The following is a 23,165-nucleotide window of genomic DNA, read 5'->3' as shown; positions in this document are numbered from 1 at the left end:
ATTCATGAAAACTGTCCCATTACACCAGGTCCATATTGATTTGGGTGCCAAAATGGTCCCATTTGCAGGTTTTGAAATGCCTGTGCGTTATTCCTCGGATCTGGATGAACACCACACTGTAAGAAATAATGTCGGCGTATTTGATGTGTCCCATATGGGCGAATTCAGCATTAAAGGGCCGAAGGCTTTGGATTTGATACAAAAAGTTACTTCCAATGATGCTGCTGCTTTGTTCGATGGAAAAGTGCAGTACAGTTATCTGCCTAATGGAAAAGGCGGTGTAGTGGACGATTTATTGGTTTACAGAATTAAAGAAGACGAATATTTCCTGGTCGTAAACGCGTCCAACATTGACAAGGACTGGAACTGGATCCAAAGCCACAGTGCAGAAGGCGTTACGATGGAAAATCTTTCCGATGACCTGTGTCTTTTTGCAGTTCAGGGGCCGAATGCGACGCCAACTTTGCAAAAGCTTACTGCGGTGGATCTGGGCGCTATGGACTATTATACCTTCAAAATAGGCGAAATGGCTGGGATTCCGGATGTGATCATCTCGGCAACAGGTTACACCGGTGCAGGCGGATTTGAAATATATGTTAAGAACGCCGACGCAGTAAACATGTGGAAAGCCATATTTGCGGCCGGAGCGGAATTTGGAATAAAACCCGTAGGACTAGGCGCCCGCGATACATTGCGACTTGAAAAAGGCTTCTGCCTTTACGGAAACGACATTGATGATAACACGTCACCGCTGGAAGCTGGCTTAGGCTGGGTTACCAAATTCACCAAAGACTTTATCCACGCAAAGGAACTGAAAGAGCAGAAAGAAGCGGGTTTACAAAAAAACCTGGTCGGCTTTGAAATGATCGACAGGGGAATCCCGCGCGGGCATTATGAGCTTTGCGATGAATCCGGCACCAAATTGGGTGAAGTGACTTCGGGAACACAATCACCCACATTACAAAAAGGAATTGGCCTGGGCTACGTTCCAGCCGCATTTGCCAAGCCTGAGACGGAGATTTTCGTGAAAGTACGCGACAGGTTACTGAAAGCAAAAGTTGTCAAACTGCCTTTTGTAAAAAACTAATTATCTCTCCCAAATTCACTCCATAGTATCGATTGCATTTTATGAAACAACTTGATGTTTGCCTTACACCCGACCTGCTTCATTTACACAAACTGGATAATTCAATTGTAGTTGTAGCAGACGTCTTCAGGGCTACTTCGTGCATGGTTACCGGCCTCGCTTATGGTGTCAAGAGCATTACACCTGTTGCCAGTATTGAGGAATGTAAATTGTTACAGGATAAGGGTTTCATTGCAGCTGCGGAACGCGACGCACGGAAAGTAGAAGGTTTTGATCTGGACAATTCGCCTTTCAGCTATATGAACGAGCGGCTGATCGGCTCTCAAATCGCAATGACAACGACAAACGGAACGTTATCAATTGCCAAAGCAAAAGCCTCGGCAGTGAAAGTAATGATCGGATCATTCCTGAACCTGGGCGCATTGACGAATCATTTGCGTTCGGAGCCTTACGACATCCTGGTGCTTTGCGCGGGCTGGAAAGGGCGGCCTAACCTGGAAGATACATTGTTTGCAGGTGCGCTTGCAGACGCGCTGAAAGACCAGTTTATGCTCTTGGAAGATGGCACATTGATGGCGCAACGACTTTACGACCAGAGCCGTAACAACCTGCTGGCCAGCGTTTCCAATTCATCCCACGTGCGCAGGTTGCAGCGTTTGGGAATTCAGAAAGATATATCTTATTGTTTGCAAAAAGACCTTTATGATGTTGTGCCGGTTTTGCGCGGAAGCACTTTGGTAGCAATGAATTAAGTTAAAATACTAACAACTTTTACATGTTCAGATTCGTCTTTATTATCTTTTGCGGGTTATTGATTTTTTCAAATCAGGCCAATGCCCAGCGAAGAACCAGCACACCTAAAAGACAAATTTTTGCTCCGAAGAAAAAGCCACCTGTCCCTACCAGGCCAGCCGTAACGCCCAAAGCGGACACGGCTATCGCGCCACGGGCAACGCAGGCAGCGCCCGTAGCTGCGCCCACAGCGGATACAACAGCAGTTCGCGACGCCGTCCGGGACACCATTATCACGCAGGATAGCAGCAATGTTGAAATCTCTTCGGACACGCTCACGGAAAAAGAAGCAGAAGAAAGGCTTGCTAAAACAGAACCGGCCGCAGACAGCGTAAGATCCTTCAAAATCATCATTGACAATATTTCTTATCTGTCCGTGTGTCCGGGAACGACCATTAACATCCCGTTTAAAACGGTCGGGCCTTATGACGAAGGCAACACATTCATTGCACATCTGATTGACGCGAGTGGAAAATCGGTTCCGATCTCGCTGCCGGTGAGTAAAAGTCCGGTTAAAGCAGTAATTCCATCTTACAAAATAGGCGGAGAAGTTTACCGGATACAAATTGTGGCTTCTATTCCGGTGGTAAGGAGCCAGGAAGTGCCTATCCGCCTCCTCCAAATGGCCAGCGCGAGACTGGAAGTGATCGACGGGACCCAGTCTGTGCGCATTATGCCGGGCCAGGAAGTTAATCTCAAAGTGAATTTTACGGGTGCGGCGCCATGGTCGTTTCTTATGTCGGACAGCACAGTTGTATATCAGACAATGTCTAATCCACATTATCTTACTGTAAAACCAAACGATGTAAAAGCTTACAGACTAACCGGCGTTGCCAATGCGTGTGGAAGCGGGAATGTTTCAGGAGAAGCCATCGTGAATGTGAATAACAATCCCGAGCCGAAACTGGAATTAAAAGAAGTGGAGAAAATTGCAAAGCTTTGCAGCGGCATTCCCTTCCAGGTGCCTTTCAATGCAACAGGGAAATACAAGGATGGAAACAAGTTTGTGGTGCAGATTGCAGAACGGACAGGTGCTTTCAAAACCATTTCCACCCCGGACACAACGGGTTACATTACCACCCAGATCCCGACCGATTACAAACCTGGCGAGTACAAACTGCGCGTTGTTTCTTCGGCTCCTTACCTGGTAAGCCAGACAACCAACATTACCATCGTGTCGCCTACTGTTGCCACTTTGCAGCGGGATTCCCTCAGATTGGGAGAAAATGAAACAGGGGAACTAACAGTGAAATTTACCGGCGGCGGCCCTTGGTTTGTGCTGCTTTCCGACGGGACCTATGAGAATAACATTCAGGAATCGCCTTATAAAGTGAAGGTTAAGCCTGTTTTTGATACAAATTATCAGATCACTTCCGCAGGTGGTTTGTGTGGAGTAGGTAAATTTTCAGGATCTGCGAAAGTTTCGGTGAAGAGCCCGCCTGCCAGCATTACATTGGAAAAGTTGCCTCAGAATATGGTTTGCGCCGGTTCTACCATTGAAATACCATACAAAACGGAAGGCCGTTACAATCCTAATAACAAATTCAGTGTCCAGATTACGGACAAATCGGGCCGTTTTGTAAGCCTGCCAACAACCGTAACGGCTGCAACCATGAAGGTAAAACTGAGCAATGCAGCGCAAGGCGACACGATCAGGACGCAGAAAATAAGGATCATTTCCTCGTCGCCTGCCGTGTCAAGCGCCATTGAAGAGCTGGATATTGTCGCGCCGGACAAGGCAATCGCAGAAGTCTCTGGCAAAGGCACCATTACTGCCGGAAGAACCACACGTATTCAATTGAAATTCAAGAACGGATTACCGCCCTGGTCGTTCACATTATCAGACGGAACCGCCATCAACGGCACATTCCTGAACCCATATCTGATTTCTGTTTCTCCCAAGACGACGACGGAATACACGATCAGCTCGCTGAAAAGCGGCTGCGGCACGGGAACAGGAAAAGGATCGGCATTGGTTACGGTTTCCAATTAACACGCAAAGGCAGCTTATCGCCGTAAAAGGATGTGATCATGAAGCGGCTGGTTTTGTTTGTGCTTCTTTGCGGCGCGCTGTCCCGGATGAGTTGGGGGCAAAATGTGGCTTTGGGCCAGTGGGAAACCCATTTCAACTATCTTTCGGCAAAGCACATTGTCCGGGTTGATGATCATATTTTCTGCGCCTCGCATAATGGACTTTTCAGCATTCATACTGCTGACAAACAGATCAAAATCTGGTCAAAATCGGATGGCCTGACTAGCACCGGAATCGCGAGCATGGCTTTTGAAGAAGAGCAGAATCTCTTGCTTTTAGCTTATCGGAATGGCCATGTTGATCTGGTGTATCTGGATGAATCTGCTCAGGCAGAACAAATTAAACCCTGGCCTGTCTTTTCTCAAAATCCCGATTTACCGGAAAACAAGGACATTAGGCGCATCATTATCCGGGAAAACCTCGCTTACCTCTGCACCAGTTTTGGCATTGTGGTTTTGGACACCAAAAATCAACAAGTTGATGAAACTTACCGCTACATAGGCCCAAACGGAATGCAGGTTTCAGTTAGTGACATTGCATTTGCTTCGGACTCGCTTTACGCTATAACACCGCAAGGAATGATCGGCACATCCATGTCGCCCGCGGTTAACCGCCAGTATTTTGCCAATTGGAAAACCATTGCTACGCCGGCAAAAACGGTGGCCGTTGCGTCAAATGGTTCTCAGTTATATATAGGTTGTGCAGGTAAGGGTTTGTATTTACAAGAAAAAGGGAACTGGAAATCTGTCTTATCATCGGGCAGTCAAGCCTATTTTATATCCGCATCCGATAGGGGGCTTACGGTCACATTGGATGACAAGGTCGTTTTATTGGATCCAAAAAACGTCGTAAACACTTTTGCGAGCCCTTTATTTAAATCTCCGCAGGAATCTGTTCATGCAAATAGTGAGAAAATCTGGGTGGCGGATTCGAAAAATGGCCTGCTCCACAACGAAGGTCAGGCATTTCAATCTTTCACACCATTGCAGGCTGACACTACCATTATCAATAAGAAAGACTCTGTCATTACGGATCTGAACGGTTTGATCTGGACACGGCTTCCTGATTATCTGGGAGGAGGAATTTTAGTAAAGAATGCGCAAAACCAGCAACGCGTACTTTCAACGAATGTTGGCAATGGGAGCCTGCCCTCTTCCATCATTAATAGTCTGGCCATGGATTTGGATGGAAACATTTGGTTTGCCAGCGACAGGGGCGTCGGGTATTTTGTAACGGAAAATATCCTGAATACAGCCAGGGTTGATGCCGTTCTGCCAATATACGGTCAGAGGAAGCTTTTTGCCAATGAGAAATGTACAGCCCTTGCCATTGAGCCGGGTAATCGGAAGTGGATTGGGACGCGAAATGGCCTTTATCTTTTTAATGTGGATGGCACCGAGCTTGTCCAAAAATTCACATCAGCAGACAGTCCTTTGCCATCCGATTCAATCCGCGCATTGGATTTTGATTCGAAAACGGGCATTTTGTTTATTGACACCCCCAATGGAATGGTGTCTTACCGGAGCAATGCGACAACCTCAGCTGAACATTTTTCGAATGTTAAAATTTTCCCAAATCCGGTTCATCCAGGTTATGGCGGGACAGTTGGGATAACGGGTTTAAAAAATGAATCCATTGTAAAAATCACCGAACTTTCTGGCCGCCTGATCTACGAAACAAAATCACAAGGCGGAACTGCGACCTGGAATTTGAATGATTATGCGGGCAAGCGTGCCAAAGGAGGGATCTATATGGTCCTGATTGTAACGCCCGATGGCAGTGAAACATTTGCCGGAAAATTGGCGGTAATTGATTAATAATTAAAAAACAGAAATGCGATTTACGCCCTCGTAAATCAACAAACCTAACTATGACGACCCCAGAATTTGCACCCTATATTGTAGGCATTACCGGCGGAAGCGCTTCGGGAAAGACATTCTTCATGAAAAGCCTGATCGATTCGTTTGAGAAAGAAGAGATCACCCGCATTTCCCAGGACAACTATTACCGCCCCATTCACGAGATTCCCAGGGATGAAAACGGCGTTGAAAACTTTGATTTGCCCGAAACCATTGACCACCATTTATTTGCAGAACATATTGCTGTGCTGCGGGCAGGCCGGGAAGTGCATCAAAAAGAGTATACATTCAACAATCCGCTGATCAAACCCGAAATTTTGGTCTTCGAACCACGGCCCATCATCATTGTAGAAGGTATTTTCGTCTTTTACTTCCCGGAAATAGCCAGGCTGATCGATTTAAAAATTTTCGTAGATGCCAAGGAGCATGTTAAAATAAAACGCAGAATTATTCGTGATAATAATGAGCGCGGTTACGACCTGGATGATGTGCTCTACCGCTGGGAACACCACGTAGCGCCGACTTATGATAAATTTATATTGCCGCTACGTTCTGAGGCAGATATGATCATCAACAACAACACCCGCTTCGACACCGGCCTGGAAGTGTTAAAAGGTTTTTTAAAAGGAAAGCTGGCAGAGAGGAAAAATAATCTCTAAATTGCAATGCATATACGTCGGACTGCGTTAATTACATCATGTGCTGATACAGAGCCCGCGTTGGTACAATTTTTTTAGACACCAAAGGAATCATTTTTACCATTTCTACCTAAGTTCCAATATGAAAACCACCTTGCTAACACCAAACTTATCTAATCATTTAGGCAAAATGAAAGCTTTGCTTTTTATCTTTCTGTTTTCATTTGTGCTTCTAGGATGCAAAGAAGACGACGTTGATCCCGATTTGACAAAGGATTTTGTCGGAACCTGGAAGGGCGTAGTTAAACAAGAGAAAGGGTACGAGTACAGCTCCGACTGGGAAATTACGAAGGCATCGGAGAATGCTGTAAAGGTTGTGTCCACTTACAGATTTGTCTCCAAAGATCCGAAATACACATCGCAGACTGTTGTTACTCCCATAGAAAACATCACGCTTTCAACCACTTTGGCAAATAGCGTAGTTTTAAATTTAACTGATGAAGAAACCGTACCAGGTGATGTTCTCATGATTAAAGGTGTCGGAATCGTTTCTGGAAAAACACTAACGTTCTCTTCTACCGCAACGTCTAAAAAGACTGGCAGGGTAGAGACTCCACCGGTTCAAATATTCACAAAACAGTAGAACAGTGCTGGTAGTGAAGTATTAGTATATATTTCATTACCAGCTATTGCTTAAATGTCTGCCACAACACTATAATTCACTCTATGAAAAAATATCTAAACTGGGTTATAGTGCCCATGATTATACTTCTCGCATCCTGCGAAAAGTCAGATCGCCCCTCCGTTGACCCCTACCAATATGTGCCTACATCCGTGGGCCAATTTGTAATTTCAGATATTGAAGAACATATTTATTCTGCCGGAAAAGATCAACCAGTAGTTAAAAAATGGCAGGAAAAAGACCAGGTTATAAAAAATTCGGTTGATAGTGAATCAATTACTACGCTGATTTTTTCCAGATCAGTGCGAACTTCTGAAACAGCGCCCTGGGAAAAGTCTAAGGAATATAGCGTTAAAGTATATCCGGATAAGGTTCTAACTACTGTTGACAATAGAACGGATATGAATTTGATTTTTCCTCTCAACGGACAAACTGAGTGGAACGGAAACACATATCACAATGCAGACGCGCAGAAATACCATTACGAATCCCTAAATAAACACACGACAGTTTCTAAGCTTTCATTTGACAATTCAATAACGGTCGTTGAACGTAGGGATTCCTCAGCCATCAATCAATATGTAGGCATCAAGAAATATGCATTGGGAGTTGGTCTGATTTTTGATGATCAAATAGCCTATGAGTATTGCCAAACAGAAGAATGCTTCGCAAGTGACATCAAAAAAATTGAGTCAGGCTATCATAGAGTTAAAATGGTATCTCAGTTTGGGACAGTTAAGTAAGTTTTACAACAGACATTGCAGCTTATACTTTTTTTTATTATCTTTTTGAAAATTGCCAAAAATACTTACCTTTACAACGGACTATTAAAAAATCTAACAAAACAGTTATGAAAACAGTTAATATGCACTCTACACAGACGAAAAAAAATTATGCTAAGCCTAGCCTTAACAAGCTTGGAAGTGTAAGTAAACTGACGAAGGGTAAGTTGGGAAGCGGATTCGACGGATCAGGACAACCAGCCTTCCGCGACGATTTGGGAGAGAGCTAGTCAAGGCATGGCTTCTACCATTTCTTAGTCTGTGTTACTAGAAGGAATTATCCATTATCACAAAAATGTTGAATCAAGTCGACATTTTTATGATAATGGATTTTTTTTTGATGATTGGTTTGTTGCGGAAAAGGGCTTAAAGTCCCGCACCGATAGTTACTATTCATTTTTTATTGGTTACCAGGATGAAGTCAAGGCGGATTTTGTCACAAACTCAGCTGCATTTTCTGCAAAATCTTACAACGATAACATCTACAGTCTTTCCGATTCTCAGGTTGCAATTGCAGCATTGTTTGATGAATCCACCAAAAGCTTTTCACTGTTCCGGGAGTTGTTCGGAAGGATTCCCCTATTCTACATTCACGTTCCCGATACGTTTTTTGCTTTCTCAACCAGCCTGACACGCCTGGTCGCGTTTAAAGCAGTTCAACCACATCTCGCGGTTGATCATAGCAGAATCCCTGCCTACATCTCTTTGAATGGTCCCGATTACACATCCAACGCATCTTCAACATTTTTTACCAATATTAAAAGTGTTCTACCCGGCCATTTACTAATGGTGAACAGCCAAAATGTGAGCACCAGGCCACATGTACAGCTCAACCCCGGTAAATGGGCGCTCCTTACTTCCTCAACGGAATATAACGAAGAGCTTGCTCGACTGTTCAAGAGTTCGGTTTCCTATGCTTCGAGAGATTGCTGTATTTTAGGCTCCCACCTAAGCGGCGGACTGGATTCTTCCTCTGTGAGTGCGGTGTTGAGATATCTTTATCCGGATAAGGCAATTCACACTTTTCACATTCCCTCAACAAGCAAAGAGGCCGACGAACGGGCGTATGCGGAGGCTGTTGCAAATCATATCGGTTCAAAGCAACATCTTATCGATCCGGCCAATGACAATTTAGCATCATTAGAGCTTGCTACTGAGCTATATGGCCAGCCAGAGAATGGATTTCTCTCGCCGGCAACAAATCACAAAACACTTAAAACCGCGCAAAGCTTAGGCTGCGACGTTCTGCTTAATGGCTTTGGAGGAGATTCGGTCATTGGTGATGGATCAGAGTTGGTCATTCAGTCATTCCATCAAAAAGACTACGAACTATTCCAGGAACTACTTAAAAAGAGGGTCAATTATTTTTCGCGGCAGCGCTTGTATCCGTCCTGGGATAAATATGATTTTGATAAAAAGTATCATCTGGTTCTACAGAACGCCCTCTACAGAAGGTTTTCTGCTTCGTCCGGCTCGGTTTCGAAACTGCTGCAATTATATCGGGATGTTTCCCCTCATTTAAATATTTCATTAAGCTACTTCTTCGGCAGGGCGCTGAAAAGTCTGCTGCTTCGCACGGCGGACAGGAATACAAAGCGGCCGGGCTCTATTATTCGGAACGATTTTCACGCAAATTCCCGTGTAGCTGAGCCAAACTTCCCGCAGTCCTTGCGAGGCAATCTTCCGGAGAACTTTCAGGAATTGTTGAATGACGTATTTCATCCACAAGTCATCAGGACGCAGGAGCAGGACTTTGTTTTGAGTTGCCACTATGGCGTAAGTAACAGGGCGCCATTCATGGATAAAGACCTTTTTGAGCTCAATATGGCCATCCCCAGTATTCTCAAATTTGGAGATGGCATCGGCCGTGCCCATTTCAGGGAATCGATGAAAGGAATCCTGATCGACAAAGTCCGGACGCGGGGAAACAAAGCCACTGTCAGTTCGAGTGAGGGAGAAAAAATGGCGTTGGACCTGTACCGCGAATCACAAGATTACCTCGACAATTCCCAGGAAGTATGGATGTTTGTCGACAAGGCGAAGTTTCAGGAGCAAGTTAAAATCGCGCAAAACAGTAAAATCCCGTTCGGGCAAAAAACCACTACATACGCTCTTATTACGCGCACCATATCGCTATCTATCTGGCTGAATTGGCTTAAAAACAAAGGACATAAGAGCTAGTGCCTCATTTGATGATCACAAACCTGCCAGTTACAGTCTTATCTTCCTCTGAGTTCAGATATTTGAGTATAACCTGGTAAATATAGAGTCCGTCGGAAACGTAATCTGGCTTCCAATACCATTCATTTGTACCGGATGCAGGCGTTGTGCGTTCCCCTTCATGCATCAGCTTTCCTGCGAGATTAAAGACCTTCCAATGAATACTTGCTACTGGTTGCTTTGAATTCAATTGGGTTTCAAACCGAATGTAATCAACGGCTGGGTTAGGACTTGCAACCACCTTCACATTTTCATCATTATCGCCTATTAAAAACTGAATTGTGAAAGGCGATGCAATGCTGTTTCCAGCATCATCACTTGAAATCACGAGCATTTCATAATTTCCGTTTTCAGCAAGTAGATCCGGGTCTAAGTTTAATTGTATAACGCGATCTGAAATATTTGTCAGATCCATCTTCCACTTGTCCGAAAAATTAACCCGCTCAAATTCGCAACTATTGTCTTCGCAGGTCTTTAAGAAAATACTGATCCGGGCGGTGTCGGCTGTCAAGACCCTGTCATCCCGTAAAGTCAGTGTTACTTGTGGTTTAGGGCTTATCTGCTCATCATTCTTGATTGTCCGACCATTGAATTTAACATCAAGTAGCGGCGCGATAATGTCTTTACCACTCATTAGCGGATAATAATTTTCGTTTTTAGCAATTTCCCAATCAACCAGCAGTTCAGCCGTATTGTTCTGCTTGTTGAGTTCCTTTAATGTATTCTGGGGATCGATTTTGACGACGATGCTTTGCAATTCCTTTTGATTCTGTATATCCAGGATCAATGTGTCACTGTAAGCAAACCCTGGCAAAGTTTGCGCGGACTTGGGTTGTGAATCCTTATAAATGTAGGTAATCTCCACAGGGACTTTTTCAGCCTTGACAAATCGGCCCAGATTGCGGATGAGCAGGTTTACCTTCAATTTGGAAGAACTGGCAATCGTCTTGTCCGGACTTTCAGAAAATATCTTTATTCCGTTATCCGCATTAATGGCATAATCGGAATTTGCAACAGCAACCAGTTTCAACGCAGGATCACCCTGTAAAATGGATTGATGTATGTTGGCCACGCTGTACATTCCTGCATCTTCCGCAAGAATTTTCCTGGCAACAATCCGCTGAATATCACCAATGGGAAGATTATAGCTGGTTGAATCCGTAAACATGGATGTGTATAGCTGACTTAAATATTTCGAGGAAGGTCCGACAAAGCTTTCAAAAGAATTGGCAATGACGGCAATGGCCCCACCATTCGGAGCAAGTAACCAATCCATCGATAAGGTGTATCTGTCCGTAGCTGCAGGATTAGGGTTAAATCGTCCGGCGAAGATATTTCCAACCCCACATCCATTAAAATACATCATCGGATACATTCCCTTGTTGTTATAACCACGGTTTGCATCTGTAATGTAGCCCATATTAAGGTCTGTTACGGTTGTTGAGCCGTGTCCGAAATAGGTTATCAGCCCAACCCCGTTATTAACTTCGGGAGTAATGTTCACATATTCAACCTCGCCAATTGCCTGTTGCTTCACAAACGGGATTACTTTCCCGCCAACCACACCATTCACGACTTTCGGCTCCAATGCCACTAGCAGGTTTTTCAATTGTGTGATCTCCCCCGCTGTCTTGCCGCCATTCAGGTGAAGAACATCCTTTTTCCACCCAAAATCGCTTGTTGCACCTTGTTCATAGTCTTTCACTTTTTGCAGGTAATCCAGAACATTCTGATTCGTCACCGCACTTAACCGGCCTATGGAGATAGCGGGCACGTCTTTCGGCACTCCGCCCAATCCTTCTACCAAAAGTATATCTGAACCGGGATACCCCACAGAAGGAACTTCATCAGGCAGTTCACGTATCATTCTTTCGTTGAACGTAATGCTTCTTCCGATCAGGTGTAAATATTTCCCGTTAGTCCCGCTCGACACCATGTAATCCACAAATCTGCGGATTGCAACCGGGCTTGGCTCGCCGTAGTTGAACTGATTGTAAACGTCTCTAATGTTCACTACGATCGGCACAAAACCTCCACCCGCAGCAGAAGCGCGGTATGCTGCATACTTATTGGCTCCATCCAGTAAGTTTTCACTGGTTAGGATAATGTAATTAGGGTTGGTAGGATATTTAGCTGAGAATTTAACTTCCGTAACCTTCGCCTTTTCGATAGTTTTAGCTTCACTCGTGACAAGCAGGTTAAGCGTCCGCGCAGAAGAATGCGGCACCATTAAATTGCCAGGCTGTCCGTTGATTACTTTTGGCTTGTTAACACTAGATATATCAAGAATTGTAGCACCGGCAGGTGCATTCGCTATATTCAGCCTGTTTATGGGTTGAGCTGATTTGGCAAGAGAAAATTCAAAACTCTTCTTGTCCTTCATATCCGTAAGCTGCGGATAGGAAAGTAAATAGTAAGTGAGCGAATAGCCATCCGCTGAGTTGCTGCCTACCGCCTTTAAATTCAATATTACCTTATTATCAGCCGTCAGATCTTCTGGTTCCAGGTCAAAAGAAAACTCAGAGCCTGAGAAGCCGTTATTACTCAATGCACGCACAAGCCGCAGTGACTGAGCCGTTTTTCCTACCCGAATTTCGATATTCTTATTGCCAGGTGTCCGGCCATGCAACAGCAGCTTTAATCTGGGTTTGATGCCGCTTTCTTTATAGTAGTTGGTTAGTTGTAGTGTATAGTCCGTTGCTTTGCCTTCCATAGAAGATTTTCCGGTCCTGCTGGCTCCTATCTCAAAATAGCTATTAAAAAAGGCTGGTCTGTAAAAGGGAATAGTTCCTAGAGAGTATTCATCTTTATACAAGCTTAAATTGGTGCCCGTATGAAATGTTGTAACCGGAATATTGGTGTCAACATTGCTGGTAATCTGCTCAGCCCTGATTCCCGCCTTGTCGCCTACTGTAAGAAAATAGGCACTTTCATCGGAATACAAGCTATAATAAGGATTGATCCGCGAGCTCATCGGACGATACAGTAAGGAGTCGCTTGCACCGTCATTGGGCACCGCGTAAAAGACAATTTCTTTATTGTTCGTACTGATGATTGCGACCTCTTCTCCCCGGTGCCATAATTGCAGTTTACCGACATCGCCCACCGGGAAACTAGTCGGCAAAAGTGAAAAGGGCAATTTGTGAATCCCTTTTTGGGTTACGCCGATCTTTACATAAGGCTTGCCATACACAATCCAATTGTTGGTATATGGTGCTCCCCATTGAGCGTTTACGGTTTGTAACATTCCGGATGTTACAAGTAAGAATGTGTATAGAAAAATTTTACCTAATCTCATGTGGATATAAGGGAAACGGCTAAGAAAGTACCTGATAAGCACTTCCTTAGCCGCGAATTTGATGAATTATTTCTTAACTACTTTTTTGTGATACAAGTCGCCGTTCTCAGTCAGTATTTCAACAATGTATTCTCCCGAAGCAATATTCGAAACGTCGATTTTTAGGCCGGTTTGGTTAGACTTGATTGCTCTTCCCTTCACGTCTATCAAGTTCCAGCTTTTGATTGCTACCGGTGCATCCAATGCTATTTCAGCTACATCTGAAACAGGGTTAGGAGAAATGACCAGGAATTTGCTAACTTCCCGTGAAACAGACACTAATCTTGATTGTGTCACTTTTCCCTTCACCAACTTACCGTTGATCGTTATATCACCATCAACTTGTTTAAGCCTGTAATAACTCGTTCCGCTCAACGGTTTCAGGTCATCGAAAGTATATTCAGACACAGCCTCTGTTGTTCCTTTACCTTCCACCATACCAATATTTTCGAAGTTTTTTCCATTGTAACTTCTTTCAACCAGGAAGTGGCTGTTGTTGCTTTCTGATGCAGTTTTCCAAGTTACCTTCACTTTATCTTGCTCAGCTTGTGCATGAAAAGAAATAAGGTTGACAGGCAGCGCGCCCTCAGTGATCAGCACACGTAATGATGGATCTCCTTGTAGGATCACCTGATGCACGTTAGCACGATCAGCATCGTAATACGACATTGTCCGTCCATTCTGGGCAGGATTATAGGAATAGTTTTTTTCCAGCTTCGTCTGAAGCGCTACATTTTTAAGAATGTTTCCGATGGCTGGTCTTGTTCCGTCTGCTGTTGAAAATATCTGCTCGTAAAGTTTATCCAGATATTGGTTGGATGTAGATGCATACGCATCCCAGGTATTTCCAAAGACAATCACCGCGCCTTTGTTAGGCGCCAGCAGCCAGTCCAGAGACATCGGACGGACAAGAATTGTAGGTTGTGAACCGAATTCGCCACTACGCCCACTGAACAGGTTGTTTACGCCACAACCGTTGTAGAAAAGGATCGGAAACTTATTTGTGTCCTTATAACCCTTGCTGGGATTTGAGACATAGCCAGCATTGTAATCTGTCTTATCTACACCGCCGTGTCCGAAATAAGTGATCATACCCACTCCTTCGACACCCGGAACCTCACCATTCAGTTCGGGAGCCAATGTCATTTCTATAACATTATTGGAAGCAACCGTTTTTAATCTGGGAAGTACTGCTCCTGAAAAAGGTGCAGACGAAACTACATTTGAAATGCCATTTAAATAATTGGAAAACTGGGTTATCTCATTGTTGGTTTTCCCACCATTCATATGAACCACGTTTTTCCGCCAAGCCACATCCAGTTGACTTTCGTAGGTTATAACCTTGTTTAAATAATCATAAACCTGTTGATTCACCGTAGCTGATATTCTACCAACCGGAATAGCGGGAACATCATCCTGCACGCCGCCGAGGCCGTCTACAAGCAAAAGATCTGATCCTGGATAACCAATAGTAGGCACCTCGTCAGGAATTTCTCTTACGGACCGCTCGAAATACGTGATTGACCGGCCTATTAATAGCAGATATTTGTCCAATTGCCCGTCAGAGATCATAAAATCAACAAATCTCCTGATTGCGACCGGGCTTGGCTCTCCATAATTGAATTGGTTGTAAACGTCGTCAATGTTGATAACCAGAGGCTTGAATTTCCTGCCTGGCGTTGTTGTGCTACGATATTTTGCATAATCGGTTGCGGATGCGTTCAGAGAACTGCTGCAAATAATCAGATAATCATTGGCTGCAGGAGATAAGCTTGTAAACTTAACTGTGGAAATTTTTGAGGTTGGAACTGTTGTTACTGTACTGGCCGCCAACAATTTCAAGGCCTTATCGTCACGATTGATGACCAACGCCGAAGGAGTTCCTGACACGATCTGAGGTGCATTCGGATTCGAAATATTATAAACTTTGGTTCCGGCCGGTGCATTTGCTATGGAAAGTGTTGACTGCGATCCAGCTACAACGGCTGGGAATGTAAGCTCATAAGAAGTTAAGCCCTGCATGTTAATGGCTTGTTCGTACTCAACCGTAAAGTATGAGATCGAAAAACCACTGCCATCGCTTCCGATTTTGGTAGATTTGAAACCCAATGTTCCGTTCCCGTTTGCATCAAAGTCCGTCGGTTCCAGATTAAATGTGTAATCGTAATCATTTAATTCATTGACGTTCAACGTTCCTACCGATCTCAAAGTGGCAGCAGTTTTACCCACATAGATGCCCGCAATTGTAGTTCCTGTCCTGGATTTAATATGGATGGTCACTTTTTTGGCAGAAGCGCCAACAGGTGATTTCAATTGAAAGGAGAACGGAACCGGTACATAAGAGTTGGTATATGATCCTGGCTTAGGATTGGAAGTTTGAATGGCAGTTCCTACAAACTCGTCCATAATAGATGATCCCGAGGTTTGCTTACCTTCTTCAAAATAGCTGTTCAGCGCACTGGGTCTGTAAAAAGGTATCGTGGAGTGCGTGTGCTCATTTTGATATAATTTCAAATCTGTCTGAACCTGAGCCGTTAATGCAACAGCGCCGGGATTTGCTGCCACGGCCGGTGCAGCCGCCCGAAGGCCGTTATCACCAGTGCTGACTGTTAAGAAGTAAGTACTTTGGTCAGAATAAATGCTGTAATAAGGATTTTTTCTGGTTGTGCTGAATCGATAAAGAAGCGCATCAGAAGCTCCGTCATTCGGAACGCCGTAAAACAAAATCTCCGATGCATCTGCTTTGATGACCGCAATCTGCTGACCGCGATACCACATCTGAATTTTGTCCTTATTTGCATTTTTAAAAGCGTCCGGCAAGTCGCTCACATTGATTTTGTGTATGCCCTTCGCAGTGACACCGATTTTAACCCAGGGCTGGCTATACTTTCCTGCCAACCACTCATTCCCATTCACCCCGCTCCACTTCTGAGCATTGGCCCCAGCGATCGTTAGAAAGAGGATAAAGACTATTTTGGAAAAATTCAACAAGCGAAGTGTGTAAAAAGTAAAGTTTGCTTTCATACCAATTGTTAGATGAATTAATTGTTAAAACGAATTTGTGTTCAAATAGTGACTCAAAATGCGTTTCAAAAACTTGATAACAACGCTCTTACGACCGACTTGTAACACCAATGCGACATAAATTTACGACAAGTTTTGAGGTTGGCAAATATTGGCGGTTACAAGTTTGGGTTGATTATGCTCTTTTCCAGCCGAATACACTCTACGTTGTATTTTGAATGGAACGGTTATTTTAGCCGCACGGCCATCATTATAGCATCTCATTTACGTTCAAGCCACACTCTGCCCGATTTTTATCTGATTGCAATCAATGAAGTTTTAATTGCCCTCATCCAAGAACTTGTATCCCGTCATAATTTTTATTTTTTTAATTAAACTATTTTCGGGGCAGGATGTGTTAATTACTTTGTAGCAGATTATTTTTTTGTACTATTCCGGGCTTCACCGCCCTGTAACATACCATTTTTTCTCCGATGATTACCAAAAAATCTTCAAAGACGATCGCCCCCGACGTCGTTTTGATAGGGGCCGGTATCATGAGTGCAACTCTTGGAGTTTTACTTAAAAAATTAAATCCAGCGATCACCATTTCGATCTTTGAAAGACTGGACCGGGTTACCGCCGAAAGTTCTGACCCATGGAATAACGCAGGAACCGGACACTCCGCCTTCTGCGAGCTCAATTATACTCCACAGCTGGAAGACGGCACGGTAGACACGAAAAAAGCGATTAAGATCGCCGAATCCTTCGAAGTCTCTAAGGAATTTTGGGCCTATCTGGTCGAGAATGACATTATTGATTCTCCTGACGCATTTATTCACAACATTCCACACCTGAGTTTCGTATGGGGTGATGATAATGTGGAATATCTTAAAAAGCGTTACGATGGTCTCACAAAACACCACCTGTTCCACGGAATGGAATATACGGAGGACAAAAGTGAGATCAATTCCTGGATTCCTCTGGTCATGGAAGGAAGGGATCCTGACATAAAAGTGGCAGCAACCAAAATGGATCTGGGCACGGACGTCAACTTTGGAACGCTCACCAAATTCATGTTTGAATATCTGGAAAAGCAAGAGGGCGTTGCGCTTTATCTGAATCATGAAGTGGATGATTTTGATAAGAAAAAAGATGGCTCCTGGGTCATCGAAGTGAAAGACCGCGCAACCAAAAAAACTTCGCGCGTTCAAACAAAATTTGTTTTCATCGGAGCAGGCGGAGGATCTTTGCCGCTTCTTGAAAAATCCAACATTCCGGAAGGAAAAGGATTTGGGGGTTTCCCCGTGAGCGGTCAGTGGCTGGTTTGCAACAATCAGGAAATCATTGAAAAGCATCAGGCCAAAGTTTATGGAAAGGCGTCTGTGGGCTCTCCTCCTATGTCGGTTCCGCATTTGGACACACGGATGATTGATGGCAAAAAAGCACTCCTATTTGGCCCTTATGCCGGTTTCTCCACCAAATTTCTGAAAAACGGATCATTCCTGGATCTGCCATTGTCCATTAAGCTCGACAACATCCGCCCTATGCTGGCAGCAGGGATCCATAATATTCCTTTGACCAAATATCTGATTGATCAGGTAAGACAGTCGCCGCAAGACAGGCTGGAAGCATTAAAAGATTATCTGCCGGAGGCAAAATTGGAAGACTGGGATCTTGAAATGGCAGGGCAGCGCGTTCAGGTCATCAAAAAAGACAAGAAAGTAGGCGGTGTCCTGGAATTCGGAACAGAAATGGTAACTGCTGGCGACGGTTCGCTTGCAGCATTACTGGGAGCATCCCCGGGCGCCTCAACGGCCGTCTCGATCATGCTGGAACTGATTCAGAAGTGCTTTAAAGAAGCCAAAACGGAAGAATGGCAGGCTGAATTCAAAAAAATTATCCCATCATTCGGAGAATCCCTTTCCAAAAACGCTGAACTGGCTGCCAAAACACGCGCTAGAACAACTGAAATCCTGGAACTGGGCGCTTCACATTATTCCGAGGAGTTTACTGCTTAAAATTTCGCTTCATATTATATTAATGTAAAGTCCCGGCATCGCGTCGGGACTTTTTCATTTCCGTTTACTCACCCTACTCCACCGCCGGCTCATCGCTTTCGCTATCTTGGACTGTTCCTGACAATCTTGGCTTCTGTAAATTTTACCTAATCCAGCGATAACATGAGAACATCCTATTTACCATTAATCAGCAGCCAAAAGCTGAAACTGACTTTCGGCAAGTTTGCATTATCTGCAATCCTAATGTCATGCGGTCAAAGCCTCTTCGCACAAAACGTCGGCATCAACACCCAGCAACCCGACCCCAGCGCTGCCCTTGAAATTGTAGGAACGGATAAAGGTCTGCTAATCCCCCGCGTATCGCTACAATCCCTTACGGATAACACAACAGTCCCCAATCCCGCGACCGCGTTGCTTGTTTACAATACGAATGCAGGACTTGGAAAAGCTGGGTTTTACTATAATGCCGGAACAGCGGCAAGCCCTTCATGGAGCCCAGTAGGCGGAGGGGGAAGTTTAACACTCCCGTTTTCTCAAATCGCTACAAACGGCGGTCCATTGTTTTTGATCAATAACACGGATGCAAATGCCAATTCAGTTGCCATTAGCGGACTTGGTGCCAGTGCAATTGGTGTTAGAGGAGCTACATTATCCGGCAAAGGTGTTGTCGGACATGCCGGCTCAACAGGCACAGGAGTTTTCGCATCGGCAGTAGATACTGATGGCAAGGCACTAGAAGTAAGCGGCCCTATGCGGATTGCAGGACCGGGTCAGTCTCCGGGAAATGGTAAATTGCTAATGTCTGATGTGAATGGGAATGCTACTTGGGAGAATATTACGGGGGGTGTGGCTTTTCGGGCGAGTGGGACGTTGGATAATGGAAGCGGACAATTGCCTGGAGATGGAAGCTCTACCAAAATCACATTCGCTGGACAGAACTATGATATAGGAAATGACTACAATGATGCAAATGCTTCTCCTCACAGTAGCTTCATAGTGCCTCACAATGGGATCTATCATTTTGATACGCAAACAATCCTCTATTCTGCGAATTTAAGTAACTACAATTTTAGACTTTCACTTGTGTTGACTCGAAATAATAATAAAACGGTAGTAGCAAGATCTAAACATACTACAATCGGTGACACTCATTCTACCATCTCAGCTGACATTGCGTTACAACAAGGTGATTTAATTCATGTTGAAGCATCTTTAGTTGCTGATCAACCAGGCATTTTGGCAACTCTTCCAGAGGAATCCTTTTTCAGCGGAAGGCTTGTGTTTAAGCAATAATGGAGTACTTTACCAGTAGCTGAATTTGGACCATAAGACTATTTTTGATTCTTTCTAGAATCAAAGCTGTCGCCGCAACCTCAAATCGCCAACCCCCGCAAGAACCTTAATCCATCAATCGCAATCGCCTCCTTCGAAGGCTCAACTTGTCTCCAAATTGAGGCAGCTTTGGCGATGATTTTCACATCCGGTGTAAAAGATTCTATGACGATGTCGCCTTGGTAGTTGATGTTGTCTAAGGCGGCGAAGATTCGGTCCCAGTTGATCTGGTCGCCGCCGGGGGTTCCGCGGTCGCTGCCTGATGCGTGGAGAAGGGCCAATTTGTCTCCCGCCATTTTTATGGCCAGGGCTGGGTCCTTTTCTTCCAGGTTCATGTGAAATGCGTCTAGATGCACCATTAGTGAGTCGCTTCCCACGTCTTTTATTAGGTGAAGCACTTGTTCGCAGGTGTTGATGAAATCGGTTTCGTAGCGGTTTAGAGGCTCTAATGCTAGCTTAACTTTGCGCTCAGCTGCGTAATCAGCGAGGATTTTGAGGTTTTTAACGACAGTTCTCCATTGCTTGTCCTTTTTATCCTCGGGAACGAGTTCCGCCCGGCCGACGGACGAATAAACAGGACCGGCAACGAGCTGACTTCCCAGTATCGGGGCAATGTCGATTAAAGTTTGAACATATTCCAATGAGGTGACCTGCTCTTTCCGGTTGCCTCGCAAGTCGCGTCCGGGGCCGGTTGCTGCGCATACTGAACGGCATTCCAGTTCATTGTCATCCAGCGCTTTTCTGATGTATTTGGCATCAATGTTCGATGGTTCTTCAACGGCAATTTCTACGAAATCGAATCCCCATTCCTTGAATTTTGGAAAAAAGGAAACGCTTTCGTTCGTGAATGGTGAGGAGAACAAATAGGTGTTGATCCCGAATTTCATGTTACCGGCTTTGAGTGAAAATGCGCACGCCCTTTTTGTTTCCCGTTACAATGTCTAGCAGTCCGTCCTTATTAATGTCTTCCACAGTGACATGCAATCCTACACCGGAATTATTGTCAATTTCGTGCCGCGTCCAATTTGGGACTTTGCCGGGCTTATACTCAAACCAGTAAATCATAGCTGGCTCGAATTCTCCCGGGTCGTTTCCGTGGTGGGCGAAATATCTTTTGCCCGTTATAAAGTCAATGTTGCCATCGCCGTTAATGTCGGCCAGGGCGAGGCCGTGGGTTTGGGAGAATGTATTATCGATGGTATGATGGCGCCATGTTGCGTTTCCCTGGTCGTCTTTGCCCTGCTCATGCCACCAAATGCCATAATCATGCGCTGATGCACTTAATACATCATTCAAGCCGTCACCATTAAAGTCCATCACGTACATTTGCGAACAATCCTTTCCTAAATCAGCAGGGTGAAATTTCCAGTCGGCATCTTTTGCAGCCTTAGCAGGCCCTTCTGCCGGACCTTCCCACCAGCCATTTTTAACTATAACATCCTTACGACCATCGCCATTAATGTCCCCGTAGCCAATGCCGTGCGTGTACATGTGCGTAGCAATGTTCGGATCGTTACTGATCGTGAATTTTTCCCATTCCGTCTTCCCTTTTTCAGAAGGACAACGCAGCCAGATCACTTTTTTTGCAGTTGGATCGTTGCATAGCAAGTCCAGACGACCGTCTCCGTCCATATCCACCAACATCGGTGACTCGTTTCCTACCGAAGAATGTATCACATGTGTGGGCCAGTGGCCAGGCTTGCCTTTCGGATTTTCATGCCAAACAGCAGCTTTGCCAGGCCAGTCAATTCTGATCAGATCGATCCAGCTGTCCTGGTTCACGTCCATGGCAAAATCCAGAAAAGAGTTGCTATAACCCCCATTGACGATAAATGAATCCGGCTTGGCTAATTCGTGCGATTTCCAGCTGGGCGCTTCAAACCAATAAGCACCGGCGAGTATGTCTTTTTTCCCGTCCTTGTTCACATCGCCCATCGCTGCTCCTTCGGCAATGAATTTTGTTGTCAGATCCTGCTTCTTGAATGAGATCGCTTTGCCCTTTATTAGTTTTGTCTGTGCGTGAATGCTGGTCGTAGAAAAGAGCAGAATTTGCGCCAGGAACAGCCATTTTATGTGTTTTGTAAATGTTTTCATTCATCAAGGATTTAGTATCTGTAATATAAAAAAGGCAAATGGTGAATTTTACTGCTTGGCGCTCATGCTTTTATCGCCGGGTTGAAACCCGGCTCTGGGATATGGGTCGTGCCTGACGGCACTTGTTCCTGAAATGCCATCAGGCATGAACCATATTATACCTTCGGAATTTATTCCGGAGCAGTGAAAACGCAGATTACTCTCTTAACCAATTACCGTAACCAACTATCAAAACAGACAACACAATCACCAAAATGCCCGAAATGATCGTCGTAAGCGTTTTTTTACTGATTCCTTTCCATTCCTTCAGGATCAATCCCCAGGAATTGGCGACCAGAATGATGAATGCCATGTGCAAGATCCACGAGCTCGGACCGTTGCCCAGCTTACTTTCACCCATGCCGTAAAAGAAGAATTGCAGGAACCAGGTCGTGCCGGCCAATGCAGAGAAAATGTAATTGGATAGCAGCGGTGTACGGGAATCGGTGTAGTTTCCGAATGTTTTGTTGCGCGCATTCAGAAGCATGCACCAGATAAAATTGGTGGTAAGTCCGCCCAGAAGGATCACGACATAAGTCACATTGTTTTGGAATAAAAACTCTCCCTGATCCGGATTCAATGCTTTCCACGCAGCATTTGCCTCTTCTGCCATCACTTTTCCAGCATCGATCCCGAAAGCAAAACAAGCGCTTAAAACGCCGGAAATGATCGAAACCGTAAGCCCGAGGCCGATTTTGAATTCCGTTTTATCATCGGCAATGTAACCTGATTTTTTGAGGTCGCTATCCTTCATTGCACCGGCTTTTCCACAAATGACGATGCCGATCACGCAAACGAGCAAGCCTAGTAAAACCATTTGTCCCCAGCTGTTTGTGAACAAATCTGAGATGGTGTCCTTTCCTGGTCTGGGTGAAAATTGATAGTAAATCGAGGGGATTAAGGCGCCAAAAACGGAGCAAAGCCCCAGAATGATGGAACTTCCAAGCGAGACGCCGAGATAACGAACGCCTAACCCGTAAGTGAGCCCGCCTATGCCCCACAAAACACCAAAAATGTAAGTGATTAGTAAAATGCCTCCGTCTGTGCCGGCAATAATGTCGGTAAAACCCGGAATGGTCAAATATGCTGCCAGCGGCGGGACAATAAGCCAGGAAAAAAGCCCACCTACGATCCAATAGGACTCCCAGGCCCAACCTTTGACTTGTTTGTATGGAATGTAAAAACTGCCGGAAGCAAAACCGCCAATAAAATGGAAAATTACGCCGAGAAGAGCTTGCATGAAATTG

The 23,165-nt window shown here is 44.8% G+C and carries 16 protein-coding genes; 11 read left to right on the top strand and 5 right to left on the bottom strand.

The window, feature by feature from the left end:
* The first annotated feature begins 4 nt into the window (after nucleotides 1–4).
* From gcvT to G395_RS0113575, 9 genes are all read left to right on the top strand, one after another.
* A complete protein-coding gene (gene gcvT / locus G395_RS0113615) occupies nucleotides 5–1,087 on the top strand; it encodes a glycine cleavage system aminomethyltransferase GcvT (protein WP_026630548.1) in 1,083 nt (360 codons plus the stop codon).
* 41 nt (nucleotides 1,088–1,128) lie between these two features.
* Nucleotides 1,129–1,839 (top strand): 2-phosphosulfolactate phosphatase, encoded by a 711-nt coding sequence (locus G395_RS0113610; RefSeq protein ID WP_026630547.1) that lies wholly within the window; start codon nucleotides 1,129–1,131, stop codon nucleotides 1,837–1,839.
* 23 nt (nucleotides 1,840–1,862) lie between these two features.
* Nucleotides 1,863–3,872 carry a hypothetical protein gene (locus G395_RS0113605; protein ID WP_026630546.1) on the top strand — a complete coding sequence of 670 codons (2,010 nt, stop codon included), beginning with the start codon at nucleotides 1,863–1,865 and terminating at the stop codon, nucleotides 3,870–3,872.
* A gap of 38 nt (nucleotides 3,873–3,910) precedes the next feature.
* On the top strand, nucleotides 3,911–5,728 hold the full coding sequence (locus G395_RS0113600) for a PorZ beta-propeller-like domain-containing protein (protein ID WP_026630545.1): 1,818 nt from the start codon (nucleotides 3,911–3,913) through the stop codon (nucleotides 5,726–5,728).
* Between the two features lie 53 nt (nucleotides 5,729–5,781).
* Complete coding sequence (locus tag G395_RS0113595) at nucleotides 5,782–6,429, top strand: uridine kinase family protein (protein ID WP_026630544.1); 648 nt, start codon at nucleotides 5,782–5,784, stop codon at nucleotides 6,427–6,429.
* Between the two features lie 121 nt (nucleotides 6,430–6,550).
* A complete protein-coding gene (locus G395_RS0113590) occupies nucleotides 6,551–7,051 on the top strand; it encodes a hypothetical protein (protein ID WP_026630543.1) in 501 nt (166 codons plus the stop codon).
* An 83-nt stretch (nucleotides 7,052–7,134) separates the two neighbouring features.
* Nucleotides 7,135–7,833, top strand: a complete 699-nt coding sequence (locus G395_RS0113585; RefSeq protein WP_035361321.1) for a hypothetical protein — start codon at nucleotides 7,135–7,137, stop codon at nucleotides 7,831–7,833.
* A gap of 107 nt (nucleotides 7,834–7,940) precedes the next feature.
* On the top strand, nucleotides 7,941–8,102 hold the full coding sequence (locus tag G395_RS32100) for a lasso RiPP family leader peptide-containing protein (RefSeq protein WP_157486698.1): 162 nt from the start codon (nucleotides 7,941–7,943) through the stop codon (nucleotides 8,100–8,102).
* A gap of 31 nt (nucleotides 8,103–8,133) precedes the next feature.
* A complete protein-coding gene (locus tag G395_RS0113575; protein ID WP_026630541.1) occupies nucleotides 8,134–10,053 on the top strand; it encodes an asparagine synthase-related protein in 1,920 nt (639 codons plus the stop codon).
* 4 nt (nucleotides 10,054–10,057) lie between these two features.
* Here G395_RS0113575 and porU2 (G395_RS0113570) read toward each other — a convergent pair whose 3' ends face one another.
* Both porU2 (G395_RS0113570) and porU2 (G395_RS0113565) read right to left on the bottom strand, forming a co-directional pair.
* Nucleotides 10,058–13,390, bottom strand: coding sequence for a putative type IX secretion system sortase PorU2 (gene porU2, locus G395_RS0113570; RefSeq protein WP_084439621.1), 3,333 nt, complete (start codon nucleotides 13,388–13,390; stop codon nucleotides 10,058–10,060).
* Nucleotides 13,391–13,456: 66 nt separating this feature from the next.
* Nucleotides 13,457–16,453: a putative type IX secretion system sortase PorU2 gene (gene porU2 / locus G395_RS0113565; protein ID WP_026630539.1), complete on the bottom strand. Its 2,997-nt coding sequence runs from the start codon at nucleotides 16,451–16,453 to the stop codon at nucleotides 13,457–13,459.
* Between the two features lie 473 nt (nucleotides 16,454–16,926).
* On the opposite strand from porU2 (G395_RS0113565), the gene G395_RS0113555 reads away from it, so the two are divergent.
* A complete protein-coding gene (locus G395_RS0113555) occupies nucleotides 16,927–18,453 on the top strand; it encodes a malate:quinone oxidoreductase (RefSeq protein ID WP_026630538.1) in 1,527 nt (508 codons plus the stop codon).
* A 162-nt stretch (nucleotides 18,454–18,615) separates the two neighbouring features.
* Nucleotides 18,616–19,746 (top strand): phage tail-like protein, encoded by a 1,131-nt coding sequence (locus tag G395_RS0113550; protein ID WP_026630537.1) that lies wholly within the window; start codon nucleotides 18,616–18,618, stop codon nucleotides 19,744–19,746.
* A gap of 80 nt (nucleotides 19,747–19,826) precedes the next feature.
* Here the strand turns inward: G395_RS0113550 and G395_RS0113545 are convergent, their stop codons facing one another.
* The 3 genes from G395_RS0113545 to rhaT form a co-directional block, all read right to left on the bottom strand.
* A complete protein-coding gene (locus G395_RS0113545; RefSeq protein ID WP_026630536.1) occupies nucleotides 19,827–20,672 on the bottom strand; it encodes a sugar phosphate isomerase/epimerase family protein in 846 nt (281 codons plus the stop codon).
* Between the two features lies 1 nt (nucleotide 20,673).
* A complete protein-coding gene (locus G395_RS0113540; RefSeq protein ID WP_026630535.1) occupies nucleotides 20,674–21,879 on the bottom strand; it encodes an FG-GAP repeat domain-containing protein in 1,206 nt (401 codons plus the stop codon).
* Between the two features lie 196 nt (nucleotides 21,880–22,075).
* Nucleotides 22,076–23,158 carry an L-rhamnose/proton symporter RhaT gene (rhaT, locus tag G395_RS0113535; RefSeq protein WP_026630534.1) on the bottom strand — a complete coding sequence of 361 codons (1,083 nt, stop codon included), beginning with the start codon at nucleotides 23,156–23,158 and terminating at the stop codon, nucleotides 22,076–22,078.
* Nucleotides 23,159–23,165: the final 7 nt, after the last annotated feature.

This window comes from Dyadobacter alkalitolerans DSM 23607 (assembly GCF_000428845.1).
GTDB classification, from domain to species: Bacteria; Bacteroidota; Bacteroidia; order Cytophagales; family Spirosomataceae; genus Dyadobacter; species Dyadobacter alkalitolerans.
Note: the sequence above shows the minus strand (reverse complement) of the source record. Positions and strands in the feature narration are given on the sequence as shown.

Bases quoted from the DNA above. Each gene is read 5' to 3' on its own strand.
- gcvT (WP_026630548.1), top strand. From the start codon at position 5: ATGAAAACTGTCCCATTACACCAGGTCCATATTGATTTGGGTGCCAAA.
- G395_RS0113610 (WP_026630547.1), top strand. From the start codon at position 1,129: ATGAAACAACTTGATGTTTGCCTTACACCCGACCTGCTTCATTTACAC.
- G395_RS0113605 (WP_026630546.1), top strand. From the start codon at position 1,863: ATGTTCAGATTCGTCTTTATTATCTTTTGCGGGTTATTGATTTTTTCA.
- G395_RS0113600 (WP_026630545.1), top strand. From the start codon at position 3,911: ATGAAGCGGCTGGTTTTGTTTGTGCTTCTTTGCGGCGCGCTGTCCCGG.
- G395_RS0113595 (WP_026630544.1), top strand. From the start codon at position 5,782: ATGACGACCCCAGAATTTGCACCCTATATTGTAGGCATTACCGGCGGA.
- G395_RS0113590 (WP_026630543.1), top strand. From the start codon at position 6,551: ATGAAAACCACCTTGCTAACACCAAACTTATCTAATCATTTAGGCAAA.
- G395_RS0113585 (WP_035361321.1), top strand. From the start codon at position 7,135: ATGAAAAAATATCTAAACTGGGTTATAGTGCCCATGATTATACTTCTC.
- G395_RS32100 (WP_157486698.1), top strand. From the start codon at position 7,941: ATGAAAACAGTTAATATGCACTCTACACAGACGAAAAAAAATTATGCT.
- porU2 (WP_084439621.1), bottom strand. From the start codon at position 13,390: ATGAGATTAGGTAAAATTTTTCTATACACATTCTTACTTGTAACATCC.
- porU2 (WP_026630539.1), bottom strand. From the start codon at position 16,453: ATGAAAGCAAACTTTACTTTTTACACACTTCGCTTGTTGAATTTTTCC.
- G395_RS0113555 (WP_026630538.1), top strand. From the start codon at position 16,927: ATGATTACCAAAAAATCTTCAAAGACGATCGCCCCCGACGTCGTTTTG.
- G395_RS0113550 (WP_026630537.1), top strand. From the start codon at position 18,616: ATGAGAACATCCTATTTACCATTAATCAGCAGCCAAAAGCTGAAACTG.
- G395_RS0113545 (WP_026630536.1), bottom strand. From the start codon at position 20,672: ATGAAATTCGGGATCAACACCTATTTGTTCTCCTCACCATTCACGAAC.
- G395_RS0113540 (WP_026630535.1), bottom strand. From the start codon at position 21,879: ATGAAAACATTTACAAAACACATAAAATGGCTGTTCCTGGCGCAAATT.
- rhaT (WP_026630534.1), bottom strand. From the start codon at position 23,158: ATGCAAGCTCTTCTCGGCGTAATTTTCCATTTTATTGGCGGTTTTGCT.